The 19,662-nt window shown below is 66.0% G+C and carries 15 protein-coding genes; 8 read left to right on the top strand and 7 right to left on the bottom strand.

What is annotated here, in order from left to right; genetic code table 11:
• The first annotated feature begins 41 nt into the window (after window positions 1-41).
• The 4 genes from XI04_RS26465 to XI04_RS26450 all read left to right on the top strand — a co-directional run bounded on the left by XI04_RS26465 (window position 42) and on the right by XI04_RS26450 (window position 8,746).
• Window positions 42-6,494, top strand: coding sequence for a non-ribosomal peptide synthetase (locus tag XI04_RS26465; protein WP_271608368.1), 6,453 nt, complete (start codon window positions 42-44; stop codon window positions 6,492-6,494).
• A gap of 139 nt (window positions 6,495-6,633) precedes the next feature.
• Window positions 6,634-6,804, top strand: coding sequence for a hypothetical protein (locus XI04_RS26460; RefSeq protein WP_162832248.1), 171 nt, complete (start codon window positions 6,634-6,636; stop codon window positions 6,802-6,804).
• A 233-nt stretch (window positions 6,805-7,037) separates the two neighbouring features.
• Window positions 7,038-7,769, top strand: a complete 732-nt coding sequence (locus XI04_RS26455; protein ID WP_028142226.1) for a 4'-phosphopantetheinyl transferase family protein — start codon at window positions 7,038-7,040, stop codon at window positions 7,767-7,769.
• The gene (locus XI04_RS26450; protein ID WP_271611435.1) at window positions 7,766-8,746 is read left to right on the top strand and encodes an LLM class flavin-dependent oxidoreductase; all 981 of its coding nucleotides are present in this window, start codon (window positions 7,766-7,768) and stop codon (window positions 8,744-8,746) included. Before XI04_RS26455 ends, XI04_RS26450 begins: the two co-directional genes overlap by 4 nt.
• A 122-nt stretch (window positions 8,747-8,868) precedes the next feature.
• Here XI04_RS26450 and XI04_RS26445 read toward each other — a convergent pair whose 3' ends face one another.
• The 3 genes from XI04_RS26445 to XI04_RS26435 form a co-directional block, all read right to left on the bottom strand.
• The gene (locus XI04_RS26445) at window positions 8,869-9,894 is read right to left on the bottom strand and encodes a histone deacetylase family protein (RefSeq protein ID WP_028142225.1); all 1,026 of its coding nucleotides are present in this window, start codon (window positions 9,892-9,894) and stop codon (window positions 8,869-8,871) included.
• Between the two features lie 180 nt (window positions 9,895-10,074).
• Window positions 10,075-11,016 (bottom strand): SMP-30/gluconolactonase/LRE family protein, encoded by a 942-nt coding sequence (locus XI04_RS26440; protein WP_271591673.1) that lies wholly within the window; start codon window positions 11,014-11,016, stop codon window positions 10,075-10,077.
• Window positions 10,973-12,991, bottom strand: coding sequence for a PQQ-dependent sugar dehydrogenase (locus tag XI04_RS26435; RefSeq protein WP_404536981.1), 2,019 nt, complete (start codon window positions 12,989-12,991; stop codon window positions 10,973-10,975). The genes XI04_RS26440 and XI04_RS26435 overlap by 44 nt, the downstream gene beginning before the upstream one ends.
• Before the next feature lie 261 nt (window positions 12,992-13,252).
• On the opposite strand from XI04_RS26435, the gene XI04_RS26430 reads away from it, so the two are divergent.
• Together XI04_RS26430 and XI04_RS26425 are read left to right on the top strand one after the other, a co-directional pair.
• Complete coding sequence (locus XI04_RS26430) at window positions 13,253-13,486, top strand: DUF6894 family protein (RefSeq protein WP_018316955.1); 234 nt, start codon at window positions 13,253-13,255, stop codon at window positions 13,484-13,486.
• Between the two features lie 9 nt (window positions 13,487-13,495).
• The gene (locus tag XI04_RS26425; protein ID WP_162832249.1) at window positions 13,496-13,672 is read left to right on the top strand and encodes a hypothetical protein; all 177 of its coding nucleotides are present in this window, start codon (window positions 13,496-13,498) and stop codon (window positions 13,670-13,672) included.
• A gap of 180 nt (window positions 13,673-13,852) precedes the next feature.
• On the opposite strand, the gene XI04_RS26420 is transcribed toward XI04_RS26425, so the two are convergent.
• Window positions 13,853-14,626 carry an enoyl-CoA hydratase-related protein gene (locus tag XI04_RS26420; protein WP_212476366.1) on the bottom strand — a complete coding sequence of 258 codons (774 nt, stop codon included), beginning with the start codon at window positions 14,624-14,626 and terminating at the stop codon, window positions 13,853-13,855.
• Between the two features lie 121 nt (window positions 14,627-14,747).
• Here XI04_RS26420 and XI04_RS26415 point away from each other — a divergent pair, with 121 nt between their 5' ends.
• A complete protein-coding gene (locus XI04_RS26415) occupies window positions 14,748-16,337 on the top strand; it encodes a gamma-glutamyltransferase family protein (protein ID WP_212476364.1) in 1,590 nt (529 codons plus the stop codon).
• Window positions 16,338-16,428: 91 nt separating this feature from the next.
• A complete protein-coding gene (locus XI04_RS26410) occupies window positions 16,429-16,887 on the top strand; it encodes a hypothetical protein (protein ID WP_212476362.1) in 459 nt (152 codons plus the stop codon).
• Window positions 16,888-16,942: 55 nt separating this feature from the next.
• Here the strand turns inward: XI04_RS26410 and XI04_RS26405 are convergent, their stop codons facing one another.
• From XI04_RS26405 to XI04_RS26395, 3 genes are read right to left on the bottom strand one after another with little or no spacing between them, the layout of a single operon-like run.
• A complete protein-coding gene (locus XI04_RS26405) occupies window positions 16,943-18,229 on the bottom strand; it encodes an NAD(P)/FAD-dependent oxidoreductase (protein WP_212476360.1) in 1,287 nt (428 codons plus the stop codon).
• 12 nt (window positions 18,230-18,241) lie between these two features.
• Window positions 18,242-18,973, bottom strand: coding sequence for an amino acid ABC transporter ATP-binding protein (locus XI04_RS26400; RefSeq protein WP_095425573.1), 732 nt, complete (start codon window positions 18,971-18,973; stop codon window positions 18,242-18,244).
• Window positions 18,970-19,623 carry an amino acid ABC transporter permease gene (locus XI04_RS26395; RefSeq protein ID WP_028142217.1) on the bottom strand — a complete coding sequence of 218 codons (654 nt, stop codon included), beginning with the start codon at window positions 19,621-19,623 and terminating at the stop codon, window positions 18,970-18,972. Before XI04_RS26395 ends, XI04_RS26400 begins: the two co-directional genes overlap by 4 nt.
• Window positions 19,624-19,662 lie beyond the last annotated feature (39 nt).

Here is a 19,662-nt window from a genome sequence, read left to right as displayed (position 1 = left end):
TTCTTGGAAGAATAGCTCAATCGGATCAAAAGGGAACGGAATTGTCGGACGTCACACTCCCAGCCCCGGAGAAATCAAGCGGCACGGCAGCCGAAACCAAGACATTCGCCCATATCGGCGGCCTTCTCGATTTCTACGCCCGCAAGACGCCAGCGGCACCCGCCCTCCTCGCTCCGGGTCGACCCGTCCTCAACTACGGCGCGCTTGGCGAGGTGACGCAAAATCTTGTCGACACGCTGCGCCGGCTCGGCATCACCACTGCCGACCGGATTGCGGTTGCATTGCCGCGCGGCGCCGACAGCGCACTGGCGCTGATCGCGGTTGCCTCGAGCGGCGCCTGCGTCCCCGTCAATCCCGATCTGACCGCGGACGAGCTGCAGCGCTATTTCAGCGAACTGAAGCTGACCGCGCTCTTGACCCGGGCCGACATGAACTCGGCGAGCCGCGACGTCGCCAAGGCGCTGGATATCGCGGTGATCGATTTCGTGCCGGGACCGCAAGACGATCTGGGCGGCTGCAAATTCATCGGTCCGACGGTCGGGCCGGCGGCGACCGGGGGCGCCTCGCGCGGCGACGACGATGCGTTCATCCTGTTGACGTCGGGCACGGCAGCGCGGCCGAAGATCGTGCCGCTGACGCATCGCAATGTATGCCTGTCCGCCGCCAATGCCGGCCGCGTGCTGTCGCTCACCTCTCACGATCGCCTGCTCAACGTCCTGCCGCTGTTTCACGCCCATGGCTTGATCTCCGGCCTTCTGACGGCGTTGGCCGCAGGCTCCAGCGTGATCTGCACCGACGGCTTCGACGCACCGTCCTTCTTCGGCTGGATGCGGGAGCTGCAACCGACCTGGTACACCGCCGTGCCGACCATTCACCGCGCGCTGCTGACGGCGGCGGAATCCGACCCGGACCGCGCCCGATCGTCGTCGCTGCGCGTGATCCGCTCGGCCTCGGCCTCGCTCGCGCCCACGATCCTCGAAGGGCTGGAGGCGACGTTCGGCGTTCCCGTGCTCGAGACCTACGGCATGACCGAAGCGGCCTCGCAGATCGCAGCCAACCCGTTCGAGCTGCGCAAGGTCGGATCGGTCGGGCGCGCTGCCGGCCCCGAGATCGCCATCATGGACGAGACGGGCCGCGCACTTGCGAGCGGCGAGCGTGGCGAGATCATGCTGCGCGGACCGAACATGAGCCGCGGCTATTACAACGACGAGGCGGCGACGCAGGCCGCCTTCCGCAACGGCTGGTTCCGGACCGGCGATCTCGGCTATCTCGACCCTGACGGCTATCTCTTCATCGTCGGCCGCATCAAGGACGTCATCAACCGCGGCGGGCAGAAGATCTCGCCGCTCGAAGTGGAAGAAGTCCTGCTCAGCCATCCGGCCGTGCTGGAGGCTGGCGTGTTCGCGGTGCCGCACGAAAAGCTCGGCGAAAACGTCGCCGCCGTCGTGGTGCTGCGACCGGATGCCGAGGCGACCTCGGATCAGCTGCGCCAGTTCGCGCGCAGGCGGCTCGCTGCCTACAAGGTGCCGAGCTTGATCCGCAGCGTGGCAGCCCTGCCGAAAGGCGGCAGCGGCAAGGTCAAGCGCAACGCGCTGGCCGAGCTGATCGCCCAGCCGGAGGACGGCGACGAGGCGCGGCTGCCCCGCACCGCGCTGGAGACACAACTCGCCGCGATCTGGGCCGGCCTGTTGGAGCTGCCGCAGGTCGGCGTCGATCAGGACGTCTTCGCGCTCGGCGCGGATTCGCTCGCAGTGACGCAGATGCGCTCTCGTCTGCGCGAACGCTTCAACATCGACTTCTCGTTCGAGGACATCTTCGATTGCGCCACGGTCGCCGCGCTTGCAGCCCGGATCGACACCGCCGCAAGCCGTCGTGGGGCGGCACTGCCGGCCTGGCGGCAGGTGACGGAAGCAGACGCGCCGCTCTCGTTCCAGCAGCAGCGGATGTACGTGCTCTCGCGGCTCGATCCGACCCGCTACAATTACAACGTCGTCGAAGTCGCCGTGCTCAAGGGCCAGATCGACGTCGCCGCACTTCAGGCAAGCCTTGCGGCGATCTGCGCACGCCACGAGGCGCTGCGCTCGGTCTTCATCGAGCGGCAGGGCGAACCGGCGCAGCTCGTGCTGCAATCGCCGCCGCGGTTCGAGCGGATCAAGCTCAAGCCGTGTCCTGCCGACAAGCGGGCCGCAGTGATCAGGCGCGAGGCGCTCAAGCTCGCGCAATATCCGTTCGACCTGGCGCGCGAGCCGCCGCTGAAAGTCACCCTGCTGTCGTTCGATAGGACGAGCCATGCGCTGGTGGTCAATGTCCATCACCTCGTCACCGACGGCTGGTCGCAACGCCTGTTCTGGGAGGAGCTTGCCGCCCACTATGCCGCCGCACACAAGAAGAGCGTGGCGGCCCTGCCCGCGCCAGCTTTTCAATATCGCGACTTCGCGCTCTGGCAGCAGAGCTGGGCACAGACGCCGGCAGCCAAGGACCAGCTCGACTATTGGCGAGGCCAGCTCGACGGCGTCACCACGCTGCCGCTTCGGACCGACCGGCCAAGGCAGGAGGCCTGGAGCGGTCACGGCGCTCGCCACTATTTCGAGTTCTCCAAGGCTCTCTCGGGCGATGTCCGCGCATTGAGCCAGGATCAGGGCGTCACGCCCTTCATGACGCTGCTCGCGGTCTTCCAGTGCCTGCTGTTCCGCCACACCGGGCATGAGGACGTCGCGACGGGATCGCTGATCGCCAATCGCAACCAGATCGAGAGCGAGCGCCTGATCGGGTTGTTTGCCAACACGCTGATCCTGCGCAACGATTTTGGCGGCGACCCGAGCTTCGGCGAGATGTTGCGGCGGGTCCGGCAGGTCACGCTCGATGCCTACCGCAACCAGGACCTTGCGATCGAGGAGGTGTTGCGCGCATTGCAGATCGCACGCCGCAGTGACGGCAATCCGCTGTTCCGGATCATGTTCATCCTCCAGAACGCCTCGATCGAAGCGGCACGCTTTCCCGGCCTCTCGACGCGGCGGCTGGAGATCGATCCGGAAGTGGCGCGCTTCGACATCACGCTCGAGCTGGTCGAGGCCGACGGCCACTTCACCGGCTTCTTCGAATACGCCACCGACCTGTTCGACGCCGCGACGATCGACGGCATGGCGGCCCAGTTCAAGTCTCTGCTGAAGGCCGTCATCGCCGATCCGGAGCAGCGCATCTCGCGCCTGCCGCTCCTCAACGAGGCCGAACGCCGGCAATTGCTGGCGACAGGCCGGGGCGTGCCGTCCAATTTCACCACCCGCGGCAATGTGAGCGAACGCTTCGACCGCCAGGCCAGGACGACGCCGACCGCAATCGCGGTAACGGACGGACACACCTGCCTGAGCTATCGCGAGCTGGCGCGCCGCAGCCGGTCGGTTGCGCGCTGGCTGGTGCGCGAAGGGATCGGTGCCGAGAGCGTGGTGGCCTTGCTTGCGGATCGCGGCCCCGACTTGCTCGCCGCGATGATCGGGGTGCAGCGCGCGGGCGCGGCCTTTCTCAATCTCGATCCCGATCTTCCACCGGCGCGGCTCGCGACCATTCTCGGATCGAGCTGCGCCCGCATGCTGCTGACCGGCCGCGCGCGGTCACCCATGGTCGGCGCGCTGCTCGAACCGCTGGTCGAGCGCATCCCGGTGGCCGAACTCGAAGATACGATCGCCTCGGGATCGACCAAGCCGGCCCGTGCGGTACGGCGCGCAGCCTCCGGCCTCGCCTATCTCATCTATACGTCCGGCTCCTCCGGCGCGCCGAAGGGCGTCATGATCGAGCAGCGCGGCCTGTCGAACCATCTGGCCTCGCTGATTGCCGAGCTCGGCCTCTCCGCCAGGGACGTCATCGCGCAGTCCGCGCCGCAGAGCTTTGTCATCTCGGTCTGGCAGTTCCTGGCGGGCCCGATGGTCGGCGCGCGCGTGCATGTCTGCGACAATGCGATCGTGCAGGACCCGATCCTGCTGGCGCGGGAGATCGAACGCGAAGGCATCACGGTGCTCGAGATCGTCCCATCGCTTTTGCGCGTCATCGTCGAACGGATGAACGAGGCGCAAGTCCAGCGCGCCTTTGCGAGATTGCGCCTCCTGATCTCGACCGGCGAGCCGCTGCCCGTCGAGCTCTGCCGGGCCTGGTTCGCCCGCTGCCCGAAAGTGCCGCTGATCAACGCCTATGGCGCGTCGGAATGTTCCGACGACGTCTCCCTGCACCGCTTGACCAAAGCGCCGGCGACCGCGACGGGCAACGTTCCGGTCGGCGCGCCGCTGCCGAACACCCAGCTCTACGTGCTCGACGCCAACCTGCAGCCGCAGCCGGTTGGCGTGACCGGCGAGCTTTGCATCGGCGGCGCAGGCATTGGCCGCTTCTATGTCAACGATCCCGCGCAGAGCCGGCAGCGCTTCCTGCCCGATCCGTTCTCGCGCCAGCCAGGCGGTCGGCTTTACCGCACCGGCGATCTTGCCCGTCGCCGCGCCGACGGGACGATCGAATGCCTCGGCCGCGCCGACCATCAGGTCAAGGTCCGCGGCTACCGTATCGAGCTCAAGGAGATCGAGAACGCGCTGGCCGACCATCCGGGCGTGCGGGCCGGCATCGTCGAGCCGCGCCGCGAGGCGAGCGGCGACGTCAGGCTGATCGCCCATATCGTCGCAAAGCCCGACAGCCGGATCAGCGCCAGCGAGCTGCGCGAATTCCTGAAGAGCCGGTTGCCGGGCCACGCCATCCCGTCCGCATTCCTGTTCCTGGATCACGTACCGCTCAATGCCCATGGCAAGATCGACCGGTCCGCACTGCTGGCGCCGACGCAGCACGAGGCGCCCGGACCGGACGCGCCCGTGCCGGCGCGGCGCTTTACTGAAAAGGTGCTGTCCGACATCTGGATCGACCTGCTCAAGGTGGAAAGCCTCGGCGTCACCGACAATTTCTTCGACCTCGGTGGCCATTCGCTGCTGGCGGGCCAGGCGATGGCGCGCATCGCCCGCGCGCTCGGCGTGTCGCTGCCGATCAAGACCATCTTCGAGGCACCGACGATCGAGGAGCTTGCCCGGCGGGTCGACCAGGCCATGGCGGCGACGCCGCGCAAGCCTGTCGCAAGCGTGACGAGCCTGGCTGAAGCGAGCCGGGCCGACAGCGGCGGGCCAACGCTCTCGATCGCACAGGACCAGATGTTGCGGATCGAGCAGAACCTCCCGGGGTTGCCGCTGTTCAACCTACCCTTCGCCTTCCGTCTTCAGGGTCCGCTCGATGCGGCCGCCTTGGCACAGGCGATCGAGGACCTCGTGCGCCGGCACGAATCGCTGCGGACCGCGTTCGGCTGGAACGGCGAGGAGCCGGTCAGCCATATCGCCGCACCCGGATCCCTCGGCCGTGTCCTGACCATCGAGACGATCGGCGACGGTCACGCTCACAATAACAAGCGGCGCAAGGCCCTGGAGCTCCGGAAGATCGATCTTCTGATCCAACAGGAGACCTCTACGCCGGTCGACACGTCGCGCGCGCCGCTGCTCCGCGCCCGGGTGTTGCGGCTCCACGACGACGATCACGTGCTGCTGCTGACGCTGCATCACGCCATTGTCGACGGCTGGTCGATCGGCGTGCTGTTCGAGGAATTGTCGAGCCGCTATGCGGCGCTGGCCGGATATCCGTCGGTACCGCTACCGAAGCCGCCCCCGGCCTTTTCGGACGTCGCACGCTGGCAGCGCTGGTGGTGCGGCACGGACGCCGCCCGCCGGCAGGCGGCGGATTGGACGGAAAATTTGCGCGGCGCGGTCCCTGTCTTCGACGGCGAATCGAGCCCGGGCGCGTCCACCGGGCATCATCCGGTCAATCTGGATCGTGAGCTGCTCAGCCGGCTCACGGCGTTCGCCGGCCGGCACAATTGCACGCTGTTCATGTGCCTGCTCACCGGTCTGAAGGCCTTGCTGCTGGCCCGGACGGGTCGCACCGACATCTCTATCGCCACCGCCATGGCCAATCGCGCCCAGCCGGACACCGACCGAATCGTCGGCCCGTTCGAGAACACGGTGATCGTCCGCACCAAGATCACGCCGGAGCTGTCGTTCACGCAGGCGCTGGTGCGGGTACGCCAGAGCGTGCTCGACGCGCATGCGCGGCAAGAGCTGCCCTTCAACATCCTGGCTAACCATCTGGAGCGGGAGGGGATCGATCCGGCCTTGCTGCTCCAGGTCTATTTCACGCTGCAAAACCCGCTGCGCCAGCCGCTCGATCTGCCGGATCTCACGACAGGATCGATCGGCAACATCGCACGCGAAGGTCAGCCGGTGCTCCCGATCGACCAGACCTGGCTGTCGCTGATGCTCAAGGAGCGCCCGACCGGCATCACCGGCTCATGCAATTACAAGCGCGAGCTGCTCGACGGCCGCACGGTCGGCGCGTGGATGGAGGATCTCGTTGCGCTGCTGGGGGCCGCGGTCGCCCAGCCCAACACGCCGCTCGACGGATTACTCGCGCGCAACGCGGCGTGAGCGGATGACATCACGGACGAATACGGGTTCACTCGTCAAAGCTGTGCATGACCAAGTTGCATCTTGATTATTTGGCGTCGTCGCGCAAGATTATTCCGGCGTTTTGATTTGGACGATTATTTTCAACCGGGGGAGTGTTATGGGTTTCATCAAATTTACCAAGGGTACCTCGTTGAGCGACAAGGACCGCAAGGCCCTCCAGAAGCTGCTCGGTGCCGAGAAGAAGAAACTCCAATCCGCGCTGAAGGACGTCGACGCCAGCCTTTCGGTGCTTGGCGGCTCGAAGAAAGCCAAGAAGAAGAAGAGGTAAGATTCGTCGGCCGGGACGCCGTACGAATCTTCAAGCTTCGCTTTTCGGGGATGGGCCGCTCGCGTGTCGAGTTAAGGTCTCGCACAAGCTTGCGCCTGTAAACCGGCCTGCAAATCGACAAGAATTCGCCCGGGTGGACCGCTAGAAGCGGTCCGCTTGATTGATTCTTGCTCAGTTGTTTCTTCCGTCGGGACCGGGGATCATCCCTCGGCCTGACGCAAAAGGCCCAATTGATGGCGGACGACAGAATTGAACTCTTTGTCGGACTGATCGAGTCCATTGACGCACCGGGCGCGGTCGAGGCGTGCCGACGGCTGCTCTCGGTCGACGAACGGGTCCGGGCCGATCGCTTCATGTTCGAGCGGCACCGACGGCAATATATTTTCGCGCATGCGATGCTGCGCCTGGCGCTGTCGCAGATCGCCTCCAACGTCGCGCCGTCCGACTGGTCCTTTGCAGCCGGCCGCTATGGGCGGCCGTTTGTCGCAGCGCCCGCGACCTCGAGCGCGCTGCATTTCAGCCTGTCTCATGCCGACGGCTGCGTCGCCTGCGTGGTGTCGAGGCATGAGTCCGTCGGCGTCGACGTCGAAACCGTGTCGCGGCGGGTGGCGCCGCTGTCCACCGCGCTTCGCTTCTTTGCGCCGGAGGAGGTCGAAACGCTGCGCGGACTGCCGGAGCCCGCGGCGACCGAGCGCTTCTTCGACTATTGGACGCTCAAGGAGGCCTATCTGAAGGCCAGGGGCTTTGGGCTCAATCTGCCGCTCGACGCTTTCGCGATGCAGGTCTCGCGCGAGGCCATCGAGATCAGCTTCAAGCCCGATATCGCCGACGATCCCGACGGCTGGCGCTTCTCGCTGTGCTCGCCCTCGCCCTCGCATCGCCTCGCGATCGCCGACGGCTCCCGTGCGAACGGTGGCCTTCCCATCAGCCGCAATGCCTGGCCGCTCCAGGAAGCGGCTGAATGACGCCGCCGCGGCTGCGCGTCTTTCCCGCGATTTCGCGCAACCGCGACCCCCAGAAATATATCGGCGAGCTGATGCGGGTGGCTGAGTTCGCCGACCGCAACGGCTTCGAAGGCATTTTGCTGTTCGAAGGCAACGACGTGTTCGTCGAGCCCTGGGCGATGGCCCAGCACATCATGGCTGCGACGACGCGCTCTTCGCCGCTGATCGCCGTCAATCCGGTCTACATGCACCCGTTCACCGCGGCGAAATTCGTCTCCTCCCTGGCGCAGCTTCACGGCCGCAAGGTCTATCTCAACATGATCACGGGGACGGCGGTCAGCGACTTGCAGGGGCTCGGCGACGACCAGTCGCATGCCGACCGCTATATCAGGCTCGGAGAATTCGTGGGGCTGATGCGGCAGTTGCTGGCGAGCCCGCGACCGGTGAATTTCGCGGGCCGCTTCTACCGTGCGCACCATCTGCAGCTTCGCCCGCGCCTGCCGGCGGAGCTGATGCCCGAATTCCTGATCGCGGGGCAATCCGAGGCGGCCCAGCGCGTGGCGAAGGAGACCGGCTGCATCAAGATGCAGATGCTGCCGCCGGATCTCGATCGCGGCCTTGACGCGCCCGGCATGAATTTCGGCATCTTCGCCCGCGAGGGACGCGAGGAGGCGCGGCAGGCCGCAAAACTGCGTTTCCGCGACAACCCTGACGATCGCGAGCTTCTCGTGCTCACCATGGAGAACACCGATTCCGTGTGGAAGCGGCATCTCTATGCCGGCCAGAGCGGCGAGCTCGGGGACAATGGCTATTGGCTACTACCGTTCCTGACCTTCCAGGCCGACTGTCCCTATCTCGTCGGCAGCTACCAGGAGATCGGCGCGAAGCTGAAGGACTTTGCGGCCAAGGGCCTGACCACCGTTATGCTCGACATGGTCGCCGACGAGACCGAGATGCAGCACGTCTGCAAGGCGCTCGCGGCGAGCGGGATGTTTTAGATCACTCTCGCCGTCATGGCCGGGCTTGTCCCGCCATCCACGCCTTGCTCCACGCTCGAAGAACGTGGATGCCCGGGACAAGCCCGGGCATGACGACCAACGCGGGAAGAGGTGAAGATCCCTCACCGCGCCTCTTCAAATCCGGCCAGCACCGAGGTCAGGTTCGCGCCCAGAATATCCGAGAGATAACCGCCCTCCTGCACGAACACGGTCGGCAGGCCCATCCTGGCGATGGCCTGGCCGATGCGGCGGAAGCCGGGCGTGGTGACGGCCAATCCCTTGAGCGGATCGTGCTCGGAGGCATCGAGGCCGAGCGCGATGACGAGGGCACCGGGGGCAAAGGACTCGATCGCCTTGCGCGCGACGTCCATCGCCTGGATGTAGCCGTCATCGCCGGTGCCGATGGCGAGCGGGATGTTGAGATTGGTGCCGAGGCCGGGCCCCTCGCCGCGCTCATGGGCATAGCCCCACACATAGGGATAGTAGGCAATGGGATCGGCGTGGATCGACACCGTGTAGACGTCGGGCCGGGCGTAGAAGATGCCTTGCGTGCCGTTGCCGTGATGGACGTCGACGTCGAGGATCACGACGCGCTCGTGCTTCTGCCGCAGATGCGCGGCGGCGATCGCGCTGTTGTTGAGAAAGCAGAAGCCGCCGGCCATGTCGCGATAGGCGTGATGACCGGGCGGACGGCAGAGCGCATAGGTCGCATCCTCACCGTCCATCACCATCTGCGCGGCGGTGACCGCAACGTCGGTTGCGGCACAGGCCGCCGCCCAGGTGCCCGGACCGATCGGCGCCGCGGTGTCGGCGGTGTGCCAGCCGAGCTTGCCGACGATGTGGGTCGGATAGGTCGCAGCGTGGCGCACCGGATGGATGTTGCCGATCATCTCCGGACCGGAATCGCCAAGCGCGGTCCAGGCGTCCCAGGCTTCGCTCAGGAACGACAGATATTCCGGACTGTGAATGCGCGCGCGAGGGCCCTGTCCGAATGTGGTCGGCTCGACCAGCTGGTGCTTGCCGTCCTTCAACCCCTTCAGCAGGCGGTCGGCGCGCTCCGGCTGCTCGGTGGTGCGCTTGACGACACCGCGAACCAGGAAGAATTGCGGATCGTGGCTGCGGTGCAGTTCGGTATGGACGGCTTTCACTCAAACACTCCGTGCTTGCATGCTCTGGTCTTGACGCGTTTTCTTCACGCGAACCGGTATCCACTTCGCTCGAAAACGCTGTTGAGGCGGCGCCACAGACGTCTTGATCGCTGCGGCGGCCAGATGCAAGCAAGAAGAATGCCGTCTCGCCCTGCGGCGGAAGCAGATCGCAATCGGCGCTCAGCAGCGCCCGCGCTGCAGGCAGTGCTCGCGGCCCGGCTGATCGGTGCGGAAGGACTCGATGAAGCCGCCCTGACGCTGGGTGACGAAGACGGTCTTGCCGTCGCTGCCGCCGAAGGCGAGGTTGGTCGGCTCCTTGGCCTTCAGCGCGATCTCCCGCTCGACCGCGCCGTTCGGCTTCATCAGCGCAATCGTGCCCTTGAGAATGCGCGCGACATAGAGCCGGCCGGCAACGTCGGTGCGCAGTCCGTCGACGGTGTCGGGCTGAAACGCCTTGACGAGTTTGGCAGCCGTCAGCTCGTTGCCGTTGATCGCATAGGACCAGATCTGGCCGCTGCTGGATTCGCCGACATAGAGCGTCTTGCCGTCAGGGCTGAGATCGATGCCGTTGGTGGTGCCCATCGCGCGCGGCGCCGACATGATCTGTCCCTGCACCGTGCCGTCGGCGGCTTTCGTAATCCGCCAGATATGGCCTTCCCGGCCCTTCCAGTTCGGATCGCTCGCATAGATCGTGCCCTCGCGGGCGATCGTGATGTCGTTGGGCTGGTTCATCTCGTCGGAGTGAAACCAGATGCCCGGCTCGGTCGTCCCCTTCGCAATCGCGAAGATGTTGTGCTTCTTGTAGTCGGCGATGAACATGGTGCCGCTCCGGTCGAAGCGGATGGCGTTGCCGACACTGCCATCGGGCAGCGCCGTGAACGGCTCCGACGCGGTGCCGCCGGCGGGCAGCCGGCCGATGGTGCCGGGCCTGCCGAGATTGACCACGAACAAATTGCCCTCGAGGTCAGCCGCCGGACCCTCGATGCCGAAGGTGTATTCGCCGGGAGGCGTCACCTGCGCACTCTCGAACAGCTTCGTTTCCGCATGGGCGGACGCAGCCGCGACGGCGAGTAGGACGCTACTGCACAGGCACCAGAAATTCCTGCCGGATGTAATAGCCATCGCCGTCGGTGCACTCGCCATTCAAATAGGGATCGGCCGGCCGGAAGAATCGGCTGAAGCCGGGTTTGTCTACAGCGCTCCTTTGTGTCACGACAACGACCTTTCCGGCCGGTATTTCGCCGCATTCCTTGCTGGTTTTGCCAAAGAACTTGCGCTGCGGCGGGCCCGGCTTGATCCGCATCCGCGTACCCGGAACCATTGTCGCGACGAGCAGATCCGCCGTGTCCAGCAGACGTTTGTAGCCGGGCTCGGTCTTCGGCAGGCTCTCGCCGCCCGGCGGCATCAGCTTCTCCGCGCCGAGACCGCGGAGCCGCGTGCGCAGCTTGCCGGCGTCGGGATCGCCGGGATAGATCCAGCCGTCCTGCGAAAGCATGAAGCGGAGCACCGTTGCATCCTTCTCCGCCTCCGATTGGCCGCCCTTCAAGCCGAAATCGGAATGGCAGCCGACGCAATGCTTCTCGACGAGGCCTTTGCGCAGCGTGGTCAGCCGGGCGCTGTTCTGCGCATCCCTGGCGACGAAGGCCGCGAGCTGGTCGATCATCGCCTGGCTGCGCATGTCGCACGGCAGCGGTGGCGGCGGATCACCCGCGGCACGATCGATCCGGATCACCGTCTGGTTCTTGTCCTCGACCAGCCAGATCGCGCCGTCTTCCGCGACCGTCATGCCGACCGGCGCACCTTGCGGCCGCGCGCCGTTGACGCGGTGCCAGCCTGCGATCAGCTCGTCGAACGGCGCGGCGGCGACCTCGCCGGCGTCGGACTGAAAACTGCGCACCGGATCCGCGGCGCAACTGACGTGGTAGCGCACCGGCGCGGGGGAAGGCTTGGGGAAGCCGCGATCGTCGACGTCGTAGACGAGGACGCGGCTTCCGGTCGGACGATATCCGTGGAGGCCGACCAGCAGCTTGCCCTCCAGCTCCGGAAATTTGCTGCCATGATAATAGAGCATCGCGAGCGGCGCGCCGTGCGGCGGCATCAGCGAGAGCGGCGGCTTGTAGAGCGCGTTGGCCGTGCAGAGCGATTTGTAGAGCCCGCCTTGCAGCACGTTCCTGAATTCCGGGCTCGGCGTCGACAGATCGTAGCAATAGGGCCAGCCATAGTGCCTGCCCTGCTCGATCGCGTTGATCTCCTCGTTCGGCTTGAAGATGTCGGGCAAGTCGCGGCTGTTCTCGCCCTGCAGGAAGGCGTAGCCGGCCTCGGGAAACTTCGGATGCAGCGCCAGCGCCATCGAATTGCGCAAGCCTCGCGCATAGACGGTGTGCGGCGGATCGGCATCGCCGGGCTTCAGCGCCGGGAAGACACCACCCGGGGGCGGCGTGAACAGCCAGATTGCTGCCATCGCGAAAGCGCCCTCGGCCGCCGCGCAAGGCTTTGTGATTGGCGCCGGCGTGATGCAGTCGTCGCTGTGCGAGCCGACATTGACGAATAGCCGTCCGTTCCAGTCGAAGACAAACTGCTTGAGCGGATGCGCGCTCTCCTGGAGCCTTGTGCCGTCGGGAAGCGTGATCCGGCGGCCCGGCATATGACGGATGATGGTCTCGACCGTGCCGCGCGGATTGTCGGCGATGGGATCGAACCGGAAGATGGTCTCGGCGGTCGAGGCGTAGAGCTTCCTGTCCGGACCGATGGCGAGGCCGAACGGATATTCGATTCCCGCCAGGAGCTCCCTGAACCGCTGGCCCTGGGCCGCGCGCGGATCGAGCAGCAACAGCCGTCCGTCGGTGTGGCCCCAGCCACCCATGTCGGCCACCACGAACAGCTCCCGGCCCGGCAGCTGGACGATCGCGCGCGGGAATTTCAGGCCATCCTCTTCGCTGGCGACGAGCCCGGCGCAAAATCCGGCCTTCATGTCGATCTGGATCCTGGGAAAAGCGAGATCGCCATTGCCGCAGGTTTCCGCGCCGATCGCATAGCCGCTGCGGCGGAGCGGCTCCGATGACGCCGCCGAGATGAGCCCAAGCAGGGCCGCCAACACCCCCGCACACGCGCGCAGGCTTCGGCGTTCACGCCTGGATGTGAAGTAGCTCACGGCGGCCCCCCAGATTTCCCCCGAAAAAGCTGTTTCATGCCGTCCGAACGCCGTCCAGCCGAACATCACTCGCCTGTGATTAAACCTGTAACGACCTCTGAGCCGACCAATATCCGTAGATTCCCTTACCGGGCTCGACCCGAATGTTTCGCGAAGGCTTCGGGTGGTATCGATTTGCCATCCAAGTTGCTCCGCCAGGAGGCGCATATGGTCCAGGTCTATTTTCACTGCTCCAACACCGAGGGCACGCTGATCGACCGCTACGGCGCCGCCGTCTCCAATCTCACGGAGGCGCGCGACCGTGCCTCCCAGATCATGAATTCGATGATCCAGACGCCCGGCGCTGAAGACTGGCGCGATTGGGTGATCCATGTCAGCGGCTCCGACGGCGAGGATCTGTTCGATCTTCCTTTCACCGCCATGCTCGGCAAGCCGCATTGAGGTGATGTCATGTTGCTCGCTTCACTGAGCCTGTTCCGCCAGCCCGTGAACTTCGTCGCCGCCAAATGGCAGACGCTGATCAGGGTCGCGGGCGACCCCTACCGCCCCGAGTTGCACTACATGCGCGGGCCGGGCCCCAAATGGCGCGCCAAGTATCAGGGCAGCCGGCTGAACCGCTCGCTCTGAGCGCTACGGCCTCGCCGCTTCCAACTCCGTCTCTCCTTCGTCATGGCCGGGCTTGTCCCGGCCATCTACGTTTTTGGACGTGGGTCAAAGACGTGGATGCCGGACATAGGCGAGCGTAAGCGACGCCGTCCTTCGGACGGCTATGCCTGGGCATGACGAGTAGGGCAAGCGGTCCCTACCTCACCTCCCGGTAAACGTAGCCTTGCGCTTCTCAACGAAGGCATTGCGCCCCTCGATCGCGTCCGCGCTCTTGCGAACCACCGCCTGGAGCTCGATCTCGCGGCGGAACTGCGCCTCGTAGGTCGCCTGCTCGCTCTCCTCGACGAGCAGGCGCGTTGCCACCAAAGCGCGTGTCGGGCCCTCCGCCAGACGGCGCGCCAGAATCAGCGCCTCGTCCATCAGCTTCGCGTCGTCCACGACCAGCCGCACCAGGCCGATCTCCTGGGCCCGTTCGGCCGTCAGCGGCTCGTTCAGCAGCATCAGCTCGAGGGCGCGCTGGCGGCCGATCAGCCGCGGCAACAGCCAGGTCGAGCCGAGGTCCGGCACCAGCGCGATGCGGCTGAACACCTGGATGAAGCTCGCCGACCGCGCCGCCACGATCATGTCGCCGGCCATCGCCAGGCTGAAGCCGCCGCCGGCCGCGACGCCATTGACGGCGACGACGACGGGCACGCGGCATTCGCGCAGCGCCTTGAAGGCGGGCCAGTAGAGGCGCATGACGCCGGCAGCAAGATCCTCACCCAGCGCTTCCGACGCCTTCAAATTCTGTCCTGAGCAAAAACCGCGCCCCGCGCCAGTGAGGATCAGGGCTCGAATACCCTCGTCCTGCGCCATCTCGCCGATGGCGGTGGCGAGCGCGCCGAGCAGGTCCGGCGTCATCGCGTTCAGGCTCGCCGGCTCGTCCAGCGTCAGGATCCCGACCGCGCCATCCCGCGTCTGTTTCACACCAGCCATGTCGCGTCTCCCTTTGGATTTTCTCGTTGGTGGCAATGTGCCATCCTTCGCATGCGCCGCCAATGCCGAGCTTCCGCGCCAGCACAGCTGGCGCCAGAACAACAGAGATCAAGACGACATCATGCCTCATCAGTTCAGCCTCAACCAAACCGTCCGCAAACCCGCCGTCACCTCCAAGGGCGGCATCGTCGCCTCGCAATCGCGGCGAGCGGCCGAAGTCGGGGCGCAGGTGCTGGCGGCGGGCGGTGACTGCGTGGACGCGATTGTGGCGACCACCATGGCGCTGAATGTGCTGGAGCCCTGGAATAGCGGCATCGGCGGCGGCGGTGCGATGGTGCTCTACCGCGCCAAGGAAAATCGCTTTGAGGTGATCGACTACGGCATGTGCGCGCCGCAGAGCCTGCGCGTTGCCGACTATCCGCTCAGCGGCGAAGGCGCGGCGTCCGATCTCTTTCCCTGGCCGCGGGTGAAGGACGATCGCAACATCCACGGCCCCGGGTCGATCGCCGTGCCCGGCGTCGTCGCCGGGATGGAAGAGGCGCATCGCCGTTACGCCAGAATGCCGTGGAAGGATCTGGTCGCGCCGGCAGCCAGGCTCGCCGGCGAAGGCCTGCTGGTCGATTGGTGGACCACGGTGACGATCTCGGGCTCGGCCGCCGATCTCAGGCGCTATCCCGCGAGCGCAACGGCGTTCCTGAAGGATGGGCTGCCGCCGAGCGCGCCATGGGGCATCAAGGCCGAGACGCGGCTGCCGCAGGACACGCTGAAGGCGACGCTGTCGCATCTCGCCGAGGCCGGACCGCGCGATTTCTACCAGGGCGATCTCGCCAGGAGCATCGCCTCCGACATCAAGGCCGATGGCGGTTCGCTGTCGGTCGAGGACCTCGCCGCCTTCCGCGCGCATCTGCGCGAGCCGCTGGCGATCCCGTATCGCGGCGGCAAGGTGTACGCGACGCCAGAGCTCACGGCCGGGCCCACCATGGCGCACGCGCTGCGCCTGTTGCAGCAGAGCCTGAAGCCGGCAAGCGCGCCGGACGCAGCCGCCTATGTCGAATATGCGCTCGCTCTGCAAGCGGCCTTCCGCGAGCGGCTCAAGGACATGGGCGATGCCGACGGCAAACGCTCGCTCGGTGCGGAATATCTGGCGCCCGCCTGCACCACGCATTTCTCCGTGGTCGACCGACACGGCAACATCGCCGCGGTGACGCAGACGCTGCTCTCGTCCTTTGGCTCGAGATATGTGACGCCGCACACCGGCATCGCCATGAACAACGGCATCATGTGGTTCGATCCGACACCGGGCACCACCAATTCGCTCGCGCCCGGCAAGCGCTGCCTCTGCAACTACACGCCCGTCATCGCCGAGACCAGGGACGGCAAGCGGCTCGCGGTCGGCGCCTCAGGCGGCCGCCGCATCCTGCCGTCGGTGATGCAGCTCGTGTCGTTCGCGATGGACTTCGGCATGGACCTCGATGCCGCCATCCACCAGCCGCGCATCGACGCCAGCGAGGGCGCGGTGGTGATCGGCGATGCTCGCTTGCCTGAGGACGTGCGCAAGACGCTGGGCTCGCGCTTCGACTATGAAGAGACCCGCGTGCAGGCTTTGCCGCAAAAATTCGCCTGCCCGAGCGTGGTGATGCGCGAGGGCGACACGAATTCCGGCGCGGTCGAGATCTTTCAGCCCTGGGCCGAGGCGGTGGCAGAAGCCTGAGCGTTCGTCGAATAAGAAGCGGGCGCTAGCAGGACGCGCAACTGCTTCAACGGGTCATCGCGCCCACGCGGCCACGACGCGAGCCTCTCTCGTGTCCCGGACGCGCTGCAGCGTTCTTACGCTGCTGCGCAGCGTCCGGGGCACGTTCGACGCGCAGATCAGTGCCAGACTGCGCCAGCTTGCGTTGATTCGATGCGCCATCGCGCATCTCCGCGAGCGTCACGACTCCTCCACATTCGCAGGGAACTTACCTACCCGTCGTTCATTGATTGAACGGACAAATGCGCTCGCCCCAGTGGAGGACATGATGAAGAAACTTGCGCTCGCCGCGTCGCTGATCCTTGCAGCCGGCCTCACATTCACCAGTCCTGCCCTGGCCAAGGGCGGGCATGGTGGCGGACATGGAGGCGGACATGGGCACGGCCATGGTCATGGTCATTCGATGGGCCATCATCACCACGGCTCACCGCCGGGATGGTCGCGCGGACGCAAGGTCGGCTGGCGCGGTCACGGGTGCCCGCCCGGCCTGTGGAAACAAGGCCGCTGCTGAAGTCGGATATCTGCCAATGATGCAAGGCGCCGCTCCTGACCGGGCGACGCCTTCTTCACATGCCGAGCCGGTCCCGTATGCGGCCCGCAATCACCGCGGTCGTCACACCCACCGGCCAGAAGGCGTGCATCGGGATCGGCTTGATGCCCGTGATGGGCATGTCGATCTCGGCCTTGGCGCCGCCGATCAGCCGGCGGGCGAGCTGCGCCCCCATCGCGGTCGCGAGCGCGACGCCGCGGCCGTTGCAGCCGAGCGAGATCAGGATGCCTTCGGCAGGCTCATGCACATGGGGATAGTGATCCCCGGTGATGGCGAGACGGCTATTCCAGCCGTGAGTCCAGGCAACGCCTTTCAATTGCGGCCACAGCCGCTCGGCATAGCGCATGAGATAGGCGACGTCGTGCGGCGACTTGATCCAGCGCATCGGGCCGCGGCCGCCCATTAGCAGGCGGTTGTGCTGGTCGATGCGGTAATAGACGGTGATGTGGCCGCTCTCGTACAACACGGACCGCGTCGGCATGATCGAGCGGGCCACCGCATCGGAGAGCGGCGCCGTGGCCGCGATCGACGAGAACACCGGCACGATGGTGCGGCGGAGCGCGGGCCAGAGATCCCCGGTAAAACCGTTGGTGGCGAGCAGGACCTTGTCGGCATGAACCACCGCCCGCGGCGTCTCGATGCGCCAGCTTCTGCCATCGCGGCGCAGTGACAGCGCCGGCGTCTCGCCATGCACCTTCGCGCCGGCCGAGATCGCGGCGCGTGCGAGACCACGGGCGTAGCTGAGGGGATGCAGATCGCCGCCGCGCGCATCCAGCATGGCGCCGATGTAGCGGTCGGTGCCGGTCATCTCGCGCAGCTGCTCGCGGTTCAGATATGTCACCGGCATGCCGCGGCGGATGCATTGCTGCGCCGTCGTCTCGATCGCCGCGGCGCTGGTCGCGTTATAGGCCGCACGCAGCGTGCCGTTCTGCCGCGCCTCGCAGGGGATCTGGTAACGGCGGATCAGGTCATGGGTGAAGTTGGTGGTGCCGTAGGAGAACGCGATCATGCGGCGGCCGAGGTCAGCGCCGAAATCGGCCTCGATCTGATCAGGATCGTGCTTCAGACCGGGATTGGTGTGGCCGCCATTGTTTCCGGACGCGCCCCAGCCCGGCTCCTGCGCCTCCAGCACCAGCGCCTCGACACCCTGCTCCGCCAGATGCAACGCGGTGGACAGGCCGGTGTAACCACCGCCAATGATCGCGACCGAAACATTCTTGCCCGTATCGAGCGGCGGCGTGGCAACCGGCGCGACGGCGGTGTCGGCATAGAGCGAGGGCGGCAGAGGCAGGCGCGCAGGCATGGCGAAGTCCGGTCAGAGCGGATGCAGCACACGCCGCAAGAAATCCTGCGTGCGCGGATGCTGGGGTTGGTTGAGCAGCGCCTTGGCCGGCCCCTGCTCGACGATGACACCGCCGTCAATGAACAGCACGCGGTCGGCAACGTCGCGGGCAAAGCCCATCTCGTGGGTGACGACCACCATGGTCATGCCGTCGTCGGCGAGCTTGCGCATCACGCCGAGGACATCGCCGACCAGTTCAGGATCGAGTGCCGAGGTCGGCTCGTCGAACAGGATCGCCTTGGGCTGCATGGCGAGGGCCCGCGCGATCGCGACGCGCTGCTGCTGGCCGCCGGAGAGTTGCGGCGGATGCGCATCGGCCTTCTCGGCAAGCCCGACCTGGGCGAGCAGCGCGCGGCCGCGATCGAGCGCCTGCGCGCGCGATTCCTTCTTCACATAGAGCGGTCCTTCGATGACGTTCTCAAGCGCGGTGCGATGCGGAAACAAATTGAAGCGCTGGAACACCATCGAGACCTGGGTGCGGATGTTCACGATCGACGGCGCGTCGCGGTCGACCTTGAGCCCCTCGACGCTGATCTCGCCGCGGTCGTAGCTCTCGAGCCCGTTGATACAGCGCAGGATGGTGGACTTGCCGGAGCCGGAGGGACCGACGATGCAGACCACCTCGCCCTTCTGCACCGAGGCCGTGATGCCCTTGAGCACCTCGTTCTCGCCAAAGCTCTTGTGGACGTCGCTCAGTTCGATCATCGCTTGCCGGCCCGCTTCTCGAAGTGACGGACCAGCAGGATCAGCGGGATGCTCATGGTGAGGTACATCAGCGCAACAAGCGTGAACACGCTGGTGTTCTTGAAGGTCGAGGACGCGATCAGCTTGCCCTGCAGTGCGAGCTCGGCGACCGTGATGGTCGAGGCCTGCGAGGAATCCTTCAGCATCATGATCATGACGTTGCCGTAAGGCGGCAGCACGATGCGCACGGCTTGCGGCAGCACCACGCGGCGCATGGTGAGCCACCAGCCCATGCCGATCGACTGCGCCGCCTCGATCTGGCCCTTGTCGATCGCCTCGATGCCGGCGCGGAAATTTTCCGCCTGATAGGCCGAATAGGCGATGCCGAGCCCGAGGATCGCCGCCTGCAAGGCCGACAGCGTGACGCCGAGATCGGGCATCACGAAGTAGAGATAGAACAAGAGGACGATGATCGGGATGCCGCGGATCACGTTGATCAGGCTGGCGCTGATCATCGACAGCGCCTTGATGCCGGAGACCCGCATCATCGCCCAGATCAGGCCGAGCACCGTCGAGAGCAGCAGCGAGCCGATGGTGACGACGATCGTCAACACGACGCCGTTCATCAGGATCGGGAAGAACTCGGCGGCGTCGTGCCAGAAGCCTTTCATCGGCAAGCCTTCACAAAAGAGCCTTCATCGATCCGAACT

This window comes from Bradyrhizobium sp. CCBAU 11430 (genome assembly GCF_028128855.1).
In the GTDB taxonomy this organism is placed as follows: Bacteria; Pseudomonadota; Alphaproteobacteria; order Rhizobiales; family Xanthobacteraceae; genus Bradyrhizobium; species Bradyrhizobium ottawaense.
This window is presented reverse-complemented; position numbering and strand designations above follow the sequence as displayed.